This window comes from Streptomyces antioxidans, assembly GCF_000968685.2.
Lineage (GTDB): Bacteria > Actinomycetota > Actinomycetes > Streptomycetales > Streptomycetaceae > Streptomyces > Streptomyces antioxidans.
The window spans coordinates 1-21119 of the sequence record NZ_LAKD02000094.1 but is presented as its reverse complement, the minus strand read 5'-3'; the positions used below and the strand labels follow the sequence as shown (position 1 = coordinate 21119).

Genomic DNA, 21119 nt, shown 5'->3' with positions numbered 1-21119 from the left:
GAAGGAGGTGGTGCCCGTCGGCGTGGCCGACGGGCACCACCAGTCCGTACTCATTCCATCGCGCCACTGTCGCTTCTGGGGGACACATGGATCCGCACGGTCCGATAGCAAGGCGTTTCCCACTCGTCGCCCGGTTCCGGCCCGCCTGCCTGCCGTTGCCAGTCCGTGTGCGGGCCCTGGTCGAGCTGGCGGACAGGGCTGGGAACCAGGGTGAGCAAGGGTTGGCCTCCGCCGTCTTCAACCAGGCGGCGCTTGTCGCCTCCGATCTCGGTCTTCCCGACACCGCTCGATCGATGTGCCATCGGCACGCCGAGGCCTACCTGCGGGCGTGCCCACTGTCGGCCATGAGCACCATCCGCGGGCTGGAACCCTTGGTCAACCTCGCTCGCTTGCAGATCCGCGCTGGCCACACCGACGACGGCCGCCAGCGACTTCTGGACCTGTACGAGGCCGTTGGTACGGGCCTTACAGTTGCCTTTGATGGCATTACCGTGCCGGCCGACCTCACCCACACCGCCGAGGACCGACGCGAAGTGCACGCCTGGCTGTGGCGCGTCCTACTCGCCGACGGCACGCGCACCCTCACTACCACAGGCCGTTGGCCTGAAGCCTTGGCTCATATCGAGCAGCACCGAGGCGTGGGAACACGGATGCTCGACGGGCGCCAAGTTGCTGTGGTCGCGGCACTCACCGCTGGCGATACTGAACGCGCTGCGGAACTGCTCACCGATACGGCTCCTGGCGCGCCGTGGGAGCAGGCCGTTACCGCCTGCCTGACTGCGCTGTGCCACCGTGAAGCAGGACAGTACGTTGACGAGGACGCAGCCGAGGTGCTGAACACCTATCTGGACCACGAGGCCAAACCGGGCTTGACCGTCTTCGACATCCGCCTCGGCCTCACCGCCCTCGACGCGATCGGGTCCCGGCATTCCGGAGCACGCCGCCTCGTCGAGGACCTGATCCGACGAACTACGAAATCGCGTGACGGATACGCGGCCCGCGAAGTTCTGGCGCACCCGGCGTTCATCGCGCTCACCACGGAGAGCCAGGCCCAGGAGTACAAGGACTTGGTCCGTGTATGTGGTCTCGATGCAGGGGATCTCTCGGACGGACTGGATCGCGACCTTTCAGCCGCTCTTGAGTCCGCTGAAGGTGTGATCGCCTGCCCCTGACCGTAGCGGCGGCATCGAAGAGTCCGATTCCGTGAGGACGGCTCGAAGAATTTGGCCTACCAGTGGACGTGACTGTACTCGAACGCTTGTTCGTGCGCGGCGATCGATCCGGAGGGAGTACGCGGAGTTGGAGTGCCGTGCGGCCCAGCCTCGCCGAGTGACCACCGCGGATCCGACGGGTTCACCACGTCGGCGAGAAGCGACCGGTAGAACCGGGAGAGCTCAACGACATCGGCGCAGTCCAACGCCACACGCTGCAGCTTGGCGATCACGAGCGGCGGCATCTCACGACACCTGATCGTGATCTGCGGCTGGAGTGTCAACGAGAATCTCGCTATTGACGTCGTATCCAATGTCGGCCAGGATTTTCGCTATCCTTCAATAGAGTTTCGAAATAGCGGGTTGCCCCCTATCGCTCCTTGGGTCTCCAGGGGGTCATAGGGGGCATCTAGGGGTTGTTATGAGGGTTAGTTCACGCATAGCCTCTCAGCGAGAAGTCGACTGATTTGGTTGTTGGTTACCGGCTCCCATTGAGGATCTGTGGAGCATTTCCGATGCCGTCTGCCGTAATTGGATTGCGTAAATGGCGAATGAAGAGACGCTGCGGGACTACCTCAAGCTGGTAACGGCGGATCTGCACCAGACTCGCCTCCGCCTGCAGGAGGCCGAGGCGAAGAACCACGACCCCATCGCCATCGTGGGGATCGGCTGCCGTTATCCCGGAGGCGTCTCGTCACCCGAGGACCTGTGGCGCATCGTCAGCGAGGGCGTCGACGCGGTCAGCGAGTTCCCGCTGGACCGCGGGTGGAATGTCGACACGATGTACCACCCGGACCCGGACCACCCCGGCACCAGCTATGTGCACGAGGGCGGATTCGTCGACGGCATAGCCGATTTCGACCCCTCCCTGTTCGGCATCAGCCCCCGGGAAGCGCTCGGCATGGATCCGCAGCAGCGGATGCTGCTGGAGACCTCCTGGGAGGCGTTCGAGCGCGCCGGAATCGACCCGGCCGCGGTCCGCGGCCGGCAGATCGGCGTCTTCGTCGGCACCAGCAATCACGATTACCTGGGCGCGATCCTCAGTTCCCATGAGAACTTCGAGGGCTACTTCGGCACCGGTAACGCCGCGAGCGTCGCCTCCGGCCGCCTTTCCTACACCTTCGGTTTCGAGGGCCCGGCCGTCACCGTCGACACCGCCTGCTCCTCCTCGCTGGTGGCGCTCCACCTCGCCGTCCAGGCGCTGCGCAACGGCGAATGCTCCCTCGCCCTCGCCGGTGGCGCCACCCTGATGTGCGCGCCCGGCGTCTTCGTCGACTACAGCAAGATGCGCGGACTGGCTCTCGACGGCCGCTCCAAGCCCTTCGCCCCGGAGGCCGACGGCTTCTGCCTGGGCGAGGGCGTCGGCATGCTGCTGGTCGAGCGGCTGTCGGACGCCCAGCGCAAGGGTCACCCGGTGCTCGCCGTGGTCCGCGGCTCCGCCGTCAACCAGGACGGCGCCAGCAACGGCCTCACCTCGCCCAACGGCCCCTCGCAGCAGCGCGTCATCCTCCAGGCGCTGGCCAACGCCCGGCTCACCCCCGACCAGGTGGACGCCGTCGAGGCTCACGGCACCGGCACCGCCCTCGGCGACCCGATCGAGGCGCAGGCGCTGCTGGCCACGTACGGCCAGGACAGGTCCGAGGGCAAACCGCTGCTCATCGGCTCCATCAAGTCCAACATCGGCCACGCACAGGCGGGCGCCGGTGTCGGCGGCATCATCAAGATGGTCATGGCGTTGCGGCACGGTGTGCTGCCCCAGACCCTCCATCTCACCGAGCCCACCCCGCACGTCGACTGGACGGCCGGGGACGTCGAACTGCTCACCGCCCCCCGCGAATGGGCCCAGGACCCCGAGGGCGCCACCCCGCGCCGGGCGGGCGTCTCGTCGTTCGGCATGAGCGGCACCAATGTGCACACCATCCTCGAAGAGGCCCCGGCCCTCATCGAGAACACCGGGGGCGACGAGCCGGAAGGGGCCGAACCGCCCCTCGTCCCGGTCGTGCTGTCCGGCAAGGACGAACAGGCGCTGCGCGCCCAGGCCCTGCGGCTGCGGACCCATCTGGCCGCCCACCCCGGCCACCGCCTCGCCGACATCGGCTACTCCCAGGCCGTCACCCGCGCCGCCCTCGACCGCCGCGCCGCGGTCGTCGCCGCCGACCACGACGAACTGCTCGCGGGCCTCGACGCGCTCGCCGAGGGCCGCCACCACCCCGAGGTGGCCGAGGGCCTTGCCACCGAGGGCAAGGTCGCGTTCCTCTTCACCGGCCAGGGCAGCCAGCGGCTCGGCATGGGCCGTGAGCTGTACGCGGCCTACCCGGTGTTCGCGGAGGCGCTGGACGCGGTCTGCGGCCAGCTCGACCGCTTCCTCGACCGGCCGCTGAAGGACGTGCTGTTCGGCGACGACGCCGCCACCCTCGACCTGACCGGCTACACCCAGCCCGCCCTCTTCGCCGTCGAGGTGGCCCTCTTCCGCCTCGTCGAATCCTGGGGGCTGCGGCCCGACTTCCTCTCCGGCCACTCCATCGGCGAGCTCACCGCCGCCCATGTCGCCGGGGTGCTCTCGCTCACCCACGCCTCCGCCCTGGTGGCCGCGCGCAGCCAGCTGATGCAGCAACTCCCCACCGGCGGCGCCATGATCGCGGTGCAGGCTGCGGAGGACGAGGTGGCGCCGCTGCTGACCGAGCGGGTGTCCATCGCCGCCATCAACGGCCCGACGTCGGTCGTCATCGCCGGTGACGAGGGTGCGGCGGAGGAGATCGCGGCCGGCTTCGAGGCGCGGGGCCGCAAGACCAAGCGGCTCACCGTCAGCCACGCCTTCCACTCCCCGCACATGGACGGGATGCTGGAGAACTTCCGTCAGGTGGCCGAGCGGCTGACCTACGAGGCGCCGAAGATCCCGATCGTCTCCAACCTCACCGGTACCCTGGTCAGCGCCGACGAGATCACTACGCCCGAGTTCTGGGTCCGCCACGTCCGCGAGGCCGTGCGCTTCCTCGACGGTGTGCGCCGCCTCGAGGACCACGGCGTGACCACGTTTGTGGAGCTCGGCCCCGACGGGGTGCTCTCCGCGATGGCCCAGGAGTGCGTGAGCGGCGGCCGTAACCGTACGTTCGCCTTCCTGCCCGCCCTGCGCTCCGGCCGCCCCGAGCCCCGCACCCTGAGCCACGCGCTCGCCCAGGCCCATGTCCGCGGCCTGCCCGTGGACTGGGCCACGTACTACGCGGGCACCGGCGCCCGCCGCGTCGAGCTGCCCACCTACGCCTTCCAGCGGCAGCGCTACTGGCCCGCCAACCCCTTCTCGTACGGCGTCGACTCCGCCGCCGCAGAGGCGGCCGCACCGGCCCTGGCCGACGCCCGGTTCTGGGAGGTCGTGCACAGCGAGGACCTGCCCGCCCTGGTCGAAACCCTCGGCCTCGACGGCGACCGGCCCCTCAGCGAGGTGCTGCCCGTCCTCTCCGCCTGGCGCAGGCAGAGCCACGTGGACACCACCGTGGACGGCTGGCGCTACCGCGTCACCTGGACACCGCTGCCGCCGACCCCGGACAAGCCCCTCACCGGCACCTGGCTCGTGGTCACCCCCGAGGGACACACCGACGACCCCTGGGTGGCCGAGCCGCTGCGGCTGCTGGCCGAACGCGGCGTCACCGTCCACCGGATCGACGTCGACGGCACCACCGCCGACCGCGCCGCACTCGCCGAGCGGATCCGCACCGCCCTGGGCCCGGACCCGGCGGGCGAGGCCGACGCCGCGCGCCCCGACGCCGTGTCCTTCGACGGTGTGCTCTCCCTGCTCGGCCTGGACGAGCGCCCCCACGGCCACCACCCCTCCCTCACCGCGGGGCTCGCGGGCACCCTCACCCTCGTCCAGGCCCTCGGCGACGCCGACCTCGACGCCCCGCTGTGGGCCGCCACCCGCGGCGCGGTCTCCGTCGGCCGCTCCGACCGGCTCAGCAGCCCCGAACAGGCCCAGATCTGGGGCCTCGGCCGCACCGCGGCGCTCGAACACCCCGACCGCTGGGGCGGTCTGATCGACCTGCCGGAAACCGCCGACGACCGCGCCCTCGGACGGCTCGCCGACATCCTCGCCGGGCCCGAGGGCATCAGCGGCGAGGACCACCTCGCCATCCGCCCCCAGGGCATCCACGCCCGCCGACTGGCCCGCGCCCCGCACCACGAGACCACCGACGACGGCTGGACCACCCACGGCACCGCGCTGATCACCGGCGGCACCGGCGCCCTCGGCGGCCATGTCGCCCGCTGGCTCGTGGCCCACGGCGCCCAGCACATCCTGCTCACCAGCCGCCGTGGCCCCGACGCGCCCGGCGCCGCCGGACTGCGGGACGAACTCACCGCCCTCGGCGCCCGGGTGACCGTCGCCGCCTGCGACGTGGCCGACCGCGACGCCCTCGCCGGACTGCTCGCGACCGTCCCCGCCGACCTCCCGCTGACCACGGTCGTCCACGCCGCCGGAGTGCTCGACGACGGGGTGCTCGACGCCCAGACCCCGGGGCGCATGGCCGAGGTGCTGCGCGCCAAGGCCGATTCCGCCCGCCATCTGCACGAGCTCACCCGCGGCCTCGGCCTGTCCGCCTTCGTGCTCTTCTCCTCCATGGCCGCCACCTTCGGCGCCGCCGGACAGGCCAACTACGTGGCCGCCAACGCCTACCTCGACGCGCTCGCCGAACAGCGCCGCGCCGAGGGGCTGCCCGCCACCTCGATGGCCTGGGGCGCCTGGGCCGACAGCGGCATGGCCACCGACGGGCTGGTGGCCGAGCGGCTACGGCAGTCCGGGCTGCCCGCCCTCGCCCCCCAAGCGGCCACCGCCGCCCTGGGCGCCGCGCTCGACCTCGACGAGACCTTCTCCCTCGTCGTGGACATCGCATGGGACCGCTTCGCGCCCGGCCTCCCAGGGCACCGCCCGAACCCGCTGCTCGCCGACCTCTCCGAGGCCAAGCGCGCCATCGAAGCGGCGCGCACCGCCACCGGCGGCCCCGCCATCCCCGGCCAGCCCACCTCGCTGGCCCAGCGGCTGACCGACGCCGGAACCGACGAGGAACGCGACCAGATCGCCCAGGACTTCGTCCGCACCCAGGTGGCCGTCGTCCTCGGCCACCCCGGGCCGGACTCGGTGGAGCCCAGCCGCGCCTTCCGCGACCTCGGCTTCGACTCGCTGACCGCGGTCGAGATCCGCAATCTGCTCGCCACGCTCACCGGGCTGAAGCTGCCCGCCACCCTCATCTTCGACTACCCCACCCCGATCGCCCTCGCCGACCACCTCCAGGCCGAACTCATCGGCTCACGCCCGGCGGTGACCGGAGCGTCGTCGCTGGGCGCGGCCCTGGACGACGACCCCATCGCGATCGTCGGCATGAGCTGCCGCTTCCCCGGTGGGGTGCGGTCGCCTGAGGAGCTGTGGCGGCTGCTGGCGTCCGGCCAGGACGCGGTGGTCGGCTTCCCCGCCGACCGCGGCTGGGACCTGGAGACGCTGTACGACCCGGAGGGCGCGGGCGAGCACACCAGCTATGTCCGCGAGGGCGGCTTCCTCGCCGACGCCGCCGAGTTCGACCCCGTCTTCTTCGGCATCTCGCCGCGTGAGGCGCTGGCCATGGACCCGCAGCAGCGGATGCTGCTGGAGACGTCGTGGGAGGCGTTCGAGCGGGCGGGCATCGACCCGACCACGCTGCGCGGCCAGCAGGTCGGCGTGTTCGCCGGTACCAACGGCCAGGACTATCTGCCCGTGATCCTCTCCGCCCCCGATGGCTCCGAAGGCTTCATGGGGACGGGTAACGCGGCGAGTGTGATGTCGGGTCGGGTGGCGTATGCGCTGGGTCTTGAGGGGCCCGCGGTGACGGTGGATACGGCGTGTTCGTCGTCGTTGGTGGCGTTGCACTGGGCGATTCAGGCGTTGCGGGCGGGTGAGTGCTCGTTGGCGTTGGCTGGTGGTGTGACGGTGATGTCGACGCCGGGTTCGTTCGTGGACTTCAGTCGTCAGCGTGGGTTGGCGGCTGATGGGCGGATCAAGGCGTTCGCTGCGGGCGCGGATGGTACGGGGTGGGGTGAGGGTGTGGGCATGCTGCTGGTGGAGCGGCTGTCGGATGCCCGGCGTCATGGTCATGAGGTGTTGGCGGTGGTGCGTGGCAGTGCGATTAATCAGGATGGTGCGTCGAATGGGTTGACGGCGCCGAATGGTCCGTCGCAGCAGCGGGTGATTCGTCAGGCGTTGGCGGGTGCGGGGTTGTCGGCGTCCGAGGTGGACGCGGTCGAGGCGCACGGTACGGGTACGACGCTGGGTGACCCGATCGAGGCCCAAGCGCTGCTCGCCACCTACGGCCAGGACCGCGAGGAGGGCCGACCGCTGTGGCTCGGCTCCATCAAGTCCAACTTCGGCCATACGCAGGCCGCGGCCGGTGTCGCCGGTGTGATGAAGATGGTGCTGGCCATCCAGCACGGACTGCTGCCGCAGACCCTCAACGTCGATGAACCCACCCCGCACGTCGACTGGTCGACGGGCGCGGTCGCCCTGCTGACCGAGGCGCGGGAGTGGCCGGAGACCGGACGCCCGCGCCGGGCCGCGGTGTCCTCGTTCGGCATCAGCGGCACCAACGCCCACACCATCATCGAGCAGGCCCCGGTGGACGCGGACGAGACCGAGGACACGGCGCCCGTCGCCGCGCCCCGGTCCGGCCTCCCCGCCGCCTGGGTGCTCTCCGCCAAGTCCCCCGAGGGCCTGCGCGACCAGGCCGTACGGCTGCGCGCCCACCTCGATGAGCGGCCCGAGCTCGACCTCACCGATGTGGCGTTCACCCTCGCCACGCGCCGTACCTCCTTCGAGGAGCGGGCGGCGCTGGTCGCCGAGGACCGGGACGGGTTGCTGTCCGGCCTGGCGGCGCTCGCCGAGGGCCGCACGGCGGCGGGGCTCGTCAAGGGTTCGGTGGCCGGTGGCCGGGTGGCGTTCCTGTTTACGGGGCAGGGGAGTCAGCGGCTGGGGATGGGGCGTGAGCTGTATGACGCCTATCCGGTGTTCGCGGATGCGCTGGACGCGGTGTGCGATGAGCTGGACGCGCATCTGGAGCGGCCGTTGCGGGATGTGTTGTTCGGGGATGACGCGGCGGTGCTGGATCGGACGGGGTTCACTCAGCCTGCGTTGTTCGCGGTTGAGGTGGCGTTGTTCCGGCTCGTTGAGTCGTGGGGTCTGAAGGCGGACTTCCTGTCCGGGCATTCGATTGGTGAGCTTGCTGCCGCGCATGTGGCGGGTGTGCTCTCGCTGGCGGACGCCGCAAAATTGGTGGCGGCGCGTGGGCGGTTGATGCAGGAGCTGCCGGTCGGTGGCGCGATGATCGCGATCCAGGCGTCCGAGGACGAGGTGGCGCCGCTGCTCACCGAGCGTGTCTCGATCGCCGCGCTGAATGGGCCCGTGTCCGTGGTCGTCGCGGGTGATGAGGACGCGGCTGTCGCGATCGCGTCCGGTTTTGAGGCGCGGGGCCGTAAGACCAAGCGGCTCACGGTCAGCCATGCGTTCCACTCGCCGCGTATGGACGGGATGTTGGAGGCGTTCCGGGAGGTCGCGGAGGGGCTTACGTATGAGGCCCCGCGCATTCCGATCGTCTCCAACCTCACCGGGGACGTGGTCTCCGCCGAGGAGATCACCACCTCCGACTTCTGGGTGCGCCACGTCCGCGAGGCGGTCCGCTTCCTCGACGGCGTACGGACGTTGGAGGCGCGGAACGTCACCAACTTCATCGAGCTGGGCCCCGACGGCGTCCTCACCGCCATGGCCCAGGAGTGTGTGACCGGCGAGGACGCCGCCTTCGCCGCCGCGCTGCGCAAGGACCGCCCCGAGGCCGAGGCGCTGCTGTCGGCCGTCGCGCGGGCGCATGTGCGTGGCGTGGCGGTGGACTGGGCGGCCCACTACGCCCGTACCGGCGCCGCGCAGGTCGCGCTGCCCACGTACGCCTTCCAGCGGCAGCGCTACTGGCCGAAGGTCTCGTCGCTGTTCCTCGGCGACGTGGCCGCGGTCGGGCTGGGCGAGGCGGGGCATCCGCTGCTCGGTGCCAGCGCCGAACTGCCGGACGCGGACGGGATGTTGTTCACCGGACGGCTGGCGCTGTCCACACACCCGTGGCTCGCGGGCCACACCATCCTGGACACGGTGCTGCTGCCCGGCACCGCGTTCGTGGAGCTGGCGATCCGCGCCGGTGACCAGGTCGGCTGCGACTACCTGGAGGAGTTGACCCTCGAGGCGCCGCTGGTGCTGCCCGCGCAGGGCGGTGTCCAGCTGCGGCTCTCGGTCGGCGCGGCCGACGAGACGGGCCGCCGCCCGCTGTCGCTGCACTCCCGGCTGGAGAGCCTGTCGGCCGAGGAGCCGTGGACCCGGCACGCCGCCGGTGTGCTGGCGTCCGGCGGCCGTCCGGAGGCGTCGTTCGAGCTGAGCGCGTGGCCCCCGGCGGACGCGGCCGAGGTGGCGCTGGACGGCCGCTACGAGGGCCTGCTGGACATCGGCTTCGCCTACGGCCCCGCGTTCCAGGGGCTGCGCAGGGCGTGGCAGCGCGGTGGCGAGGTGTTCGCCGAGGTGGCGCTGGACGAGGAGACGGCCGAGGAGGCCACCGCGTTCGGGCTGCACCCGGCGCTGCTTGACTCCGCCCTGCACGCCATCGGGATGGGCGGTCTGGGCAACACGGGTGGCGAAGGGCGGCTGCCGTTCGCCTGGACCGGCGTGTCGCTGTACGCGAGCGGCGCCACGGCGCTGCGGGTGCGGCTGGCCCCCGCGGGCACCGACGGCGTCCGGCTGGAGATCGCCGACACCACCGGTGCGCCGGTCGCGGCCGTCGAGACGCTGGGGCTGCGCCCGGTCTCGGCCGAGCAGATCCAGAGCGCCCGCACGGCCTACCACGAGTCGCTGTTCCGCCTGGAGTGGGCGGCCACGACCGGGCCCGCCGACGCGGCCGTGGCGGACGTTCCCGCCGACGGCCGGTGGGCGGTGCTGGGCGCCGATCCGCTCGGGCTCGGCACCTCGGCGTACGGGGACCTGGAGACGCTGGCCGGGGCGGTCGCCGCGGGCACTGCGCCCGCGCCCGAGTACGTCGTCGTATCGCCGTCCGCCGAGGTCGGTGAGCAGGTGGCCCGCGGGGCGCACCGCGCCGCCGCCGTGGCGCTCTCCGTCGTCCAGCGGTGGCTGGAGGAGGAGCGGTTCGGGGACGCCCCGCTGGTCGTGGTGACGCGTGGCGCGGTGGCCGTCGGGGACGGCGAGCCGGTGGCGGATCTGGCCGGTGCGGCCGTGTGGGGTCTGCTGCGCTCGGCGCAGTCGGAGAACCCGGGCCGTTTCGTGCTGGTGGACACCGACGGCGCGGACGCGTCGCTGCGGGCGCTGCCCGCCGCGCTGGCCTCGGGCGAGCCGCAGTTGGCGATCCGCCAGGGCGCGGTGTCCGTACCGAGGCTGGCCAGGGTGCCGGTCGCGGAAGAGGCGACGGCGGCGTTCGACCCCGAGGGCACGGTGCTGGTGACCGGCGCGTCCGGTTCGCTGGGCGGACTCGTGGCGCGGCACCTGGTGGCGGAGCGTGGGGTACGGCGTCTGCTGCTGGTGAGCCGCCGTGGCGACCAGGCCCCGGGTGCGGAAGAACTCACCGCTGAATTGGGCGGGTTGGGTGCCGAGGTGGCGTGGGCGGCGTGTGATGTGGCCGACCGGGACGCGCTCGCCGCGGCCCTCGCCACCGTTCCCGCCGAGCACCCGCTGACGGCGGTCGTGCACACCGCGGGCGTGCTGGACGACGGTGTGATCGGCTCCCTCACCGCCGAACGCGTCGACCACGTCCTGCGCCCGAAGGTGGACGCGGCGTGGAACCTCCACGAGCTCACCCGCGAACTGAACCTGACCGCGTTCGTGCTGTTCTCGTCCTCCTCCGGGGTGTTCGGCGGTCCGGGCCAGGGCAACTACGCCGCCGCCAACGCCTTCCTGGACGCCCTCGCCCAGCACCGCGCCGCCCAGGGCCTCCCCGCCACCGCGCTGGCGTGGGGTCTGTGGGCCGGGGCCGGTATGGGCGGCACCCTGGACGAGGCCGATATCGCCCGGATGCGGCGCGCCGGACTGCCGCCGCTGCCGGCGGCCGAGGGCCTTGCGCTGCTCGACACCGCGCTGACCGTCTCCGAGGCGTCGCTGGTGCCCATGCGGGTGGACCTCGCGGCGCTGCGCAACCAGCCCGCGATCTCGCCCCTGTTCCGCGGTCTGGTGCGGGGCCCGGCGCGGCGCGCGGTGGACGCGGTCGCGGCGGGCGGCGAGTCCGGTCTGGCCGGGCGGCTCGCCGGGCTGTCGGAGCCGGAGCAGGAGCGGCTGTTGCTGGACCTGGTGCGGGCGCAGGTGGCCACCGTGCTCGGCTATGCCGGTGCGGAGACCATCGGTTCTGGCCGGGCGTTCAAGGAGCTGGGCTTTGACTCGCTGACCGCCGTGGAGCTGCGCAACCAGCTCAACGCGGTCACCGGGCTGCGGCTGCCCGCCACGCTCGTCTTCGACTACCCGGACCCCCGGGTGCTGGCCCGCCACCTGCGCACCGAGCTCATCGGCGCGCAGGCCCCGGTGGTGCACACACCGGTGTCTGTCGTGGCCGCCACCGACGACGAGCCGATCGCCATCGTGGCGATGAGCTGCCGCTACCCCGGCGGGGTCAGCACCCCCGAGGAGCTGTGGCAACTGCTCGCCGCGGGCGAGGACGGCATCTCCCGCTTCCCGGACAACCGTGGCTGGGACCTCGAGGCGCTCTACGACCCGGACCCGGAGACCCAGGGCACCTCCTACGCCCGCGAGGGCGGATTCCTGCATGACGCGGCCGAGTTCGACCCGGCGTTCTTCGGGATCTCGCCGCGTGAGGCCCTTGCCATGGACCCGCAGCAGCGGCTGCTGCTGGAGACGACGTGGGAGGCGTTCGAGCGCGCCGGGATCGACCCGCTGTCCGTGCGCGGCAGCAGGACCGGCGTGTTCGCGGGCGTCATGTACCACGACTACGGGTCCCGGCTGCACGCCGTCCCCAGCGAGGTCGAGGGCTACCTCGGCACCGGCAGCTCCAGCAGTGTGGTGTCCGGCCGCGTGGCGTACACCTTCGGTCTTGAGGGCCCGGCCGTCACGGTCGACACGGCCTGCTCGTCCTCGCTGGTCGCGCTGCACCTGGCGGCACAGGCGCTGCGCCAGGGCGAGTGCTCGCTGGCGCTGGCCGGTGGTGTCACGGTGATGTTCACCCCGGGCACGTTCATCGACTTCAGCCGTCAGCGCGGACTGGCCAGGGACGGCCGCTGCAAGTCCTTCGCGGCGGCGGCCGACGGCACCGGCTGGGGCGAGGGCGCGGGCATGCTGCTCCTGGAGCGGCTGTCGGACGCCCGGCGGCACGGCCATGAGGTGCTGGCGGTCGTGCGCGGCTCGGCCGTCAACCAGGACGGCGCGTCCAACGGTCTGACGGCGCCCAACGGCCCGTCCCAGCAGCGCGTGATCCGCCAGGCCCTCGCCAACGCCCGACTGACCACCGGTGAGGTGGACGTGGTCGAGGCGCACGGCACCGGCACCACGCTGGGCGACCCGATCGAGGCGCAGGCGCTGCTGGCCACCTACGGCCGGGAACGGGACGCGGAACGGCCCCTGTGGCTGGGCTCGGTGAAGTCCAACCTGGGCCACACCCAGGCCGCCTCCGGTGTGGCCGGTGTCATCAAGATGGTGCTGTCGATGCGGCACGGTCTGCTGCCGCGGACGCTGCACGTGGACGAGCCGTCGCCGCACGTGGACTGGTCGTCGGGTGGCGTGTCGCTGCTGACCGAGGCGCGGGAGTGGCCGGAGAGCGGCCGTCCGCGGCGGGCCGCGGTGTCCTCGTTCGGCATCAGCGGCACCAACGCCCACGCCATCATCGAGCAGCCGCCCGCCGCCGAGCCGGGCGAGCCCGGGTCCGCGGCCGGGCCGACCGAGCCCGGGCCCGCGTCGGAGCCCGAGGCCCTGCCGTACGTGCCCGTGCTGCTGTCGGCCCGTACCGAGGACGGGGTCCGGGCCCAGGCGCGGCGGCTGCGCTCGCGGATCGCCGCCGAACCCCGCGCCTCCCTCACCGACCTGGGCTTCTCGCTCGCCACGACCCGCGCCGCGCTGGAACACCGCGTCGCCCTGGTGGCCGGGGGCCATGACGAGGCGCTGACCGCGCTGGACGCGCTGGCGCGCGGTGAGCACCCGGCGCAGGCGCTGCGCGGGATGGCCACCGAGGGCAAGCTGGCGTTCCTGTTCACCGGTCAGGGCAGCCAGCGGCTCGGGATGAGCCGCGAGCTGTACGGGGCGTTCCCGCGCTTCGCGCAGGCGCTGGACGAGGTGTGCGACGCGCTGGACCCACATCTCGAACGGCCCCTTCGTGAGGTGCTGTTCGGGGATGACGCGGCGGTGCTGGATCGGACGGAGTTGACCCAGCCCGCGCTGTTCGCGGTCGAGGTGGCGCTGTTCCGGCTGGTCGAGGCGTGGGGTCTGACGCCGGACTACGTGTCCGGCCACTCCATCGGCGAGCTGGCCGCCGCGCATGTGGCGGGCGTGTTCTCGCTCGCGGACGCGGCGCGGTTGGTGGCGGCGCGTGGGCGGTTGATGCAGGAGCTGCCCGTCGGTGGCGCGATGGTGGCGGTGCAGGCGTCGGAGGACGAGGTGGCGCCGCTGCTGAATGAGCGGGTCAGCATCGCCGCGCTGAATGGGCCGTCGTCGGTGGTCATCGCGGGTGATGAGGACGCGGCTGTCGCGATCGCGGCCGGTTTCGAGGCGCGGGGCCGTAAGACCAAGCGGCTCACCGTCAGCCACGCGTTCCACTCGCCACATATGGACCCGATGCTCGCGGACTTCCGCAAGCTGGCCGAGCGCCTGACCTTCAACGCCCCGAAGGTCCCGCTGGTGTCCTGCCTCACCGGCACGGTGGTCTCCGCCGAGGAGATCCGCCTGCCGGAGTTCTGGGTGCGGCACGTCCGCGAGTCCGTCCGCTTCGCCGACGGTGTCCGCACCCTGCGCGAGCAGGGCGTGACCACGTATCTGGAGCTCGGCCCGGACGGGGTGCTCTCCGCGCTGGGCGAGGACTGCCTCGCCGGGGCGGAGACCGAAGCCGGGGCCGGGGCCGGTGCCGACGGTGACACCGACGCGGCGTTCGTCCCCACCCTGCGCGCCGGTCGCTCCGAGGCCCAGGCGCTCGCCACCGCCCTCGCCCACCTCCACGTCCGCGGCGCGGCCCCGGACTGGGCCGCGGTCTACGCCGGGCGCGGCGCCCGCCGCGTGGAGCTGCCCACCTACGCCTTCCAGCGTCAGCGCTACTGGCTCGACGTGGGCATCTCCGTCGAGGACGTGATCTCCGCGGGCCTCGGCACGGCCGACCATCCGCTGCTGGGCGCGGCGGTGGAACTCCCCGACACCGGTGGCTTCGTGTTCACCGGGCGGCTGTCGCTGCTGACCCACCCCTGGCTGGCCGACCACGCCGTCATGGACACCGTGCTGCTGCCCGGCACCGCCTTCGTGGAACTCGCGCTGCGCGCGGGCCACGAGGCGGGCTGTGACACGGTCGATGAGCTGACCCTCCAGGCCCCGCTGGTCCTGCCCGAACAGGGCGCCGTCCAGCTGCGGCTGGAGCTCGCGGCGGCCGACGACACCGGGCGGCGCCAGCTCACCCTGCACTCCCGCCGGGAGGACGTGCCCGCCGACGAGCCGTGGATCCGCCACGCCACCGGCTTCCTCGCCCCGAGCGGTCAGGGCGCCCCGGCCGGGGACGTACCTGAGCAGGTGGACCTGAGCGCCTGGCCCCCGGCCGACGCGACGGCCCTGGTGACCGAGGAGTTCTACGAGGGCGCGGCCGCCGCCGGACTCGGCTACGGCCCGGTCTTCCAGGGGCTGCACACCGCCTGGCGGCGCGGCGAGGAGCTGTTCGCCGAGATCCGGCTGCCCCAGGGCTACGAGCCGCAGGCCGCCGCGTACGGGGTGCATCCGGCGCTGCTGGACGCCGCCCTGCACACCCTCGGCCTCGATCCGGAGGGCGAGGGCGGCGAGGGCGCGCGGCTGCCGTTCGCCTGGACCGGCGTACGGCTGCACGCCGGCGGTGCCGCATCGCTGCGCGTACGGCTGCGGCCCGGCGCCGACGGGGTGTCGCTGCACCTCGCCGACGGCACCGGCGCCGCCGTGGCCACCATCGACGGCCTGGTGCTGCGCCCGCTGGCGGCCGAGCAGCTGGACGCCTCGCGTGCCGGACACCACGAGTCGCTGTTCCGCCCGGAGTGGGTGGCCCTGCCCGTGTCCGCCACCGATGTCCCGCTCGGCGAGCGCTGGGTGACCCTCGGCGCCGCCACCGGCTTCACGGTCGGCGGCGAGCGGCTGGACGACCACGCGGACTTCGCGGCACTGACCGCCGCCCTCGACGGCGGCGCATCGGCCCCCGACGTGGTCGTGGCCCTCTTGCCCGACGCCGGTGGCGCGGCGCCCCTGTCCGCGACCGGTGGCGCGACGCTTCCCACTGCCACTGACGGCGCGCCGTCCCACACCTCGACCGACGGCGCGGCGCCCCTGTCCGCGACCGACGGCGCGGCCCCGCTCACCGGGACGGGCGAGGCGGCGTCCCTGCCCTCTACCGGCGGCGTGGCGCCTCTCACCGCCACCGTCACCGCCACCGGCGGCATCGCGTCGCTGCCCGACGCGGCGCGGGGCGCCGCCCGGGGCGCGCTGGACCTGGTCCAGAGCTGGCTGAACGACCAGCGGCTCGCCGACACCCGTCTCGTCCTCGTCACCCGTGGCGCGGTCGCGGCGGTCCCCGGCGAGGACGTCGCCGACCTGGCCCACACCACCGCGTGGGGCCTGGTGAAGTCCGCGCAGTCGGAGAACCCCGGCCGCTTCGTCCTCGTGGACGTCGACGGTACCGACGCCTCCCAGCGGGCGCTGCCGTCGGTGCTCGCCACCGATGAACCGCAGCTCGCCCTGCGCTCCGGCACCGGCCACGCCTACCGGCTCGCCCGGGTCCCGGCCCTGGCGGACGCCCCGGGCCCGGCCGGGCTCGGCGACCCGGAGGGCACCGTGCTGCTGAGCGGCGCCACCGGCGCCCTCGGCGGGCTCTTCGCCCGCCACCTGGTGGCCGAGCGCGGAGTGCGGCATCTGCTGCTGGTCAGCCGCCGCGGTGGCGAAGCCACGGGCGCGGCCGAACTCGCCGCGGAACTGCGCGCATTGGGCGCCGAGGTCACCTGGGCGGCCTGTGACACCGCGGACCGGGACGCCCTGGCCGCCACCCTCTCGGCCATCCCGGCGGAGCATCCGCTGACCGCCGTGGTGCACACCGCGGGCGTCCTGGACGACGGGGTGATCAGCTCGCTGACCGGTGAGCGGATCGACACCGTACTGCGCCCCAAGGTGGACGCGGCGTGGAACCTCCACGAGCTGACCCGCGATCTCGGCCTGTCGGCGTTCGTGCTCTTCTCCTCGGCGGCCGGTGCCTTCGGCAGCTCGGGACAGGGAAACTACGCCGCGGCCAACACCTTCCTGGACGCGCTCGCCCAGCACCGCCACGCCCAGGGCCTGCCCGCGAGCTCGCTCGCCTGGGGCCTGTGGGCGACGGCCGACGGCATGGCCGGAAGCCTCGAGGCCTCCGATGTCACCCGCATCTCGCGCGGTGGCTTCGCGGCGCTCGGACAGGACGAGGGCCTGGCGCTGTTCGACGCGGCGGGCACCCTGCCCGAGGCGGCGCTGGTACCGATCCGCCTCGACACGGGCGCACTGCGCGGCCAGGCCGCCGCCGGGCTGCTGCCGCCGCTGCTGCGCGGCCTCGTCCGCACCCCCGTGCGGCGCTCCGCCGACACCGGGACCACCGGTACGGCCGGGGGCGCCGTGGCCGACTCCGGCGCGGGCTCGCTCGCGGAACGGCTCTCCGGGCTCTCGGAGGCCGAACGCGACCGCGAGCTGCTGGAGGTCGTCCGCGCCCATGTGGCGGCCGTCCTCGGCCACGCCACCCCGGACGACGTGGACGCCGGACGCGGCTTCCTGGACCTCGGCTTCGACTCGCTCACCGCCGTGGATCTGCGCAACCGACTGGGCGCCGCCGCCGGGCTGCGCCTGCCGGTCACGCTGATCTTCGACTATCCGACGCCCACCGCGCTCGCCGGGTATCTGCGCGAGGAACTGGGCCTGGACGGTGCGGCCGGCGCGGCCGGACACCAGCCCGTACACGCGGAGCTCGACAAGCTCGAGGCGATCCTCGCCACGATCGCGCCGGACGACATCGAGCGCCCCGGCATCACCACCCGCCTTCGCGACCTCCTGTCGAAGTGGAATGAAACGCACAGTGCTACGGACAGCACCGCAGAAGACCGTGAAATCCAGTCCGCGACCGCAGACGAGATCTTCGATCTCCTCGATGACGAGCTCGGGCTCTCCTGACCTGCTCCACAAGAGCTCATCGACTCACCTCAGCACCGCGGGGACGGCGTAATGGCGACGGCGAACGAAGAGAAGTACCTCGACTACCTCAAGCGGGCCACCACCGACCTGCGCGAGGCGCGGCGGCGGCTGCGCGAGGCCGAGGAGCGCGAGCAGGAGCCCATCGCCATCGTGGCGATGAGCTGCCGCTACCCCGGCGGGGTCCGCACCCCCGAGGAGCTGTGGCAACTCGTCGCCAGCGGCGGTGACGCGGCCACGCCGTACCCCACCAACCGCGGCTGGGCCACCGACGTCCTCTTCGAGCCGGACCCAGACAGCGGCCAGGAGCCGTACGTCCACGAGGGCGGATTCCTGCACGACGCGGCCGACTTCGACCCCGCGTTCTTCGGGATCTCGCCGCGCGAGGCGCTGGCCATGGACCCGCAGCAGCGGCTGCTGCTGGAGACCTCCTGGGAGGCGTTCGAGCGCGCGGGCATCGACCCGACCACCCTCCAGGGCAGCCAGACCGGTGTGTTCGCGGGCGTGATGTACCACGACTACGCCTCCCGGCTGTTCTCCGCGCCCGAGGACGTCGAGGGCTTCCTCGGCAACGGCAGCTCCGGATCCATCGCCTCCGGCCGCGTCGCCTACACCTTCGGCCTGGAGGGCCCGGCCGTCACCATCGACACGGCCTGCTCCTCCTCCCTGGTCGCCCTGCACTTCGCCGCGCAGGCGCTGCGCCGCCGGGAGTGCTCACTGGCGCTGGCCGGTGGTGTCACCGTCATGTCCACCCCCGGCACCTTCACCGAGTTCAGCCGCCAGCGCGGACTCGCCGCCGACGGCCGCTGCAAGTCGTTCGCGGCGGCGGCGGACGGCACCGGCTGGGGCGAGGGCGCGGGCATGCTGCTGCTGGAGCGGTTGTCCGACGCCCGCGCCAACGGCCACCAGGTGCTGGCCGTCGTCCGCGGCAGCGCCATCAACCAGGACGGCGCCAGCAGCGGGCTCACCGCGCCCAACGGCCCCTCGCAGCAGCGCGTCATCCGCCAGGCCCTGGCCGCCGCCCGGCTCGCCCCCGGCCAGATCGACGTGGTCGAGGCCCACGGCACGGGCACCACGCTCGGCGACCCCATCGAGGCCCAGGCCCTGCTCGCCACGTACGGGCGCAACCACAGCGAGGACCAGCCGCTGTGGCTGGGCTCCATCAAGTCCAACATCGGACACACCCAGGCCGCCGCCGGTGTCGCGGGCATCATCAAGATGGTCATGGCGATGCGCCACGGAGCGCTGCCGCGGACCCTGCACGTCGACCAGCCCACCCCCAACGTCGACTGGTCGGCGGGCGCCGTCTCGCTGCTGACCGAGGGGCGCGCCTGGCCCGACACCGGGCAGCCGCGCCGGGCCGCGGTGTCCTCGTTCGGCATCAGCGGCACCAACGCCCACACCATCCTGGAGCAGGCGCCGGAGCCGGAGGGGGCCGAAGCCGCGAAGACGGCTGACGACGCCCCGGCCGCCGAAGCCCGCGCCGCCACCGCGCTGCCGCTGTGGACCGTGGCCGCCAAGAGCCGCCCCGCGCTGCGCGCCCAGGCCGCCAATCTGCGCGCCCACCTCGAGGCCCACCCCGAACAGCGCCTCACCGACGTCGGCTTCTCGCTCGCCATCGGCCGGGCCGCCTTCGAACACCGCGCGGCGATCGTCGCCGACGACCGCGAGGGCCTGATACGGGCCCTCGACGCACTGTCCCGCGAAGAGCCCGCGACCGGGCTGGTCGAAGGCAAGGTCGCGAGCGGCAAGGTGGCGTTCCTGTTTACGGGGCAGGGGAGTCAGCGGCTGGGGATGGGGCGTGAGTTGTATGACGCCTATCCGGTGTTCGCGGATGCGCTGGACGAGGTGTGTGCGGAGCTGGACCGGCACCTTGAACGGCCGCTTCGTGAGGTGTTGTTCGGGGATGACGCGGCGGTGCTGGATCGGACGGGGTTCACTCAGCCCGCGCTGTTCGCGGTTGAGGTGGCGCTGTTCCGGCTGGTCGAGGCGTGGGGGCTGCGGCCCGACTTCCTCTCGGGGCATTCGATCGGTGAGGTGGCCGCCGCGCATGTGGCGGGTGTGTTGTCGCTCTCCGATGCCGCCAGGCTGGTGGCGGCGCGTGGGCGGTTGATGCAGGAGCTTCCGGCCGGTGGTGTGATGGTGGCGGTGGAGGCGTCGGAGGATGAGGTGGCGCCGCTGCTGAATGAGCGTGTCTCGATCGCCGCGCTGAATGGGCCCACGTCGGTGGTCGTCGCGGGTGATGAGGACGCGGCTGTCGCGATCGCTTCCGGTTTTGAGGCGCGGGGCCGTAAGATCAAGCGGCTCGCCGTGAGCCATGCGTTCCATTCGCCGCGTATGGACGGGATGTTGGAGGCGTTCCGGGAGGTGGCGGAGGGGCTTGCGTACGAGGCTCCGCGTATCCCGATCGTGTCGAATCTGACCGGTGGCGTGGTGTCCGCCGAGGAGATCACGACGGCGGACTTCTGGGTGCGCCACGTCCGCGAGGCGGTCCGCTTCCTGGACGGCGTACGGACGTTGGAGGAGCGTAACGTCGCGACGTTCGTGGAGCTGGGCCCGGACGGTGTGCTCACCGCGATGGCCCAGGACTGCCTGACCCGCGACGACGCCACCCTTGTGTCCACGCTGCGCTCCGGCCGCCCGGAGCTCCAGAGCCTGGCCACCGCCGTCGCCGGGGCGCATGTGCACGGTGTCTCCCCGGACTGGGCCGCGGTGTTCGCCGGGACGGACACGGCCCGTACGGACCTCCCGCTCTACCCCTTCCAGCGCGAGACCTACTGGCTCGACACCGGCTACTGGGCGGGCGACATGGCGTCCGCCGGGCTCGGCGTGGCGGACCACCCGCTGCTGGGCGCCGCGGTGGCCCTCGCCGACTCCGACGGCTTCCTCTACACCGGCCGACTCGCCCTGGACACCCATCCGTGGCTGGCCGATCACGCGGTGGCGGGTTCGGTGCTGCTGCCCGGAACGGCCTTCGTGGAACTGGCGATCCGCGCTGGTGACCAGGTCGGCTGCGACCTGCTGGAAGAGCTGACGCTGGAGGCGCCGCTGGTGCTTCCGGAGGCGGGCGGCGTCCAGCTCCAGCTCTCGGTGGGCGCGCCCGACGATTCGGGACGGCGCGCACTGACGGTGTACTCGCGTCCCGAGGACGCGCCGGTCGACGAGCCGTGGCTGAGGCACGCCTCGGGTGTGCTGAGCTCGGGTGCGTCGGCGGCGTCGTCCGACCTGACGGCGTGGCCTCCGGCGGGTGCGTCGGCGCTGCCGGTTGAGGGTCTGTATGAGGGTTTGGCTGGGGCGGGGTTGTCGTATGGCCCGGTGTTCCGGGGGTTGAGGTCTGCCTGGCGGCTGGGTGATGAGGTTTTTGCGGAGTTGGAGTTGCCGGAGGGGGTGCGGGCTGAGGCGGGTGGGTTTGGTCTGCATCCGGCGTTGTTGGATTCGGCGTTGCATGCGGTGGGGTTGGGTGGCCTGGTCGAGGGCGAGGGTGCCCGGCTGCCGTTCTC

General features: G+C 72.8%; 3 protein-coding genes. All 3 read left to right on the top strand.

The features are described from left to right. Positions 1–86 precede the first annotated feature (86 nt). Complete coding sequence (locus VT50_RS28795; protein ID WP_078840929.1) at positions 87–1172, top strand: hypothetical protein; 1086 nt, start codon at positions 87–89, stop codon at positions 1170–1172. Positions 1173–1755: 583 nt separating this feature from the next. Further along, complete coding sequence (locus VT50_RS28785) at positions 1756–17601, top strand: type I polyketide synthase (protein ID WP_079343920.1); 15846 nt, start codon at positions 1756–1758, stop codon at positions 17599–17601. Positions 17602–17652: 51 nt separating this feature from the next. Continuing rightward, the coding region (locus VT50_RS39760; RefSeq protein ID WP_167396635.1) for a type I polyketide synthase at positions 17653–21119 on the top strand (3467 nt) is incomplete at its 3' end.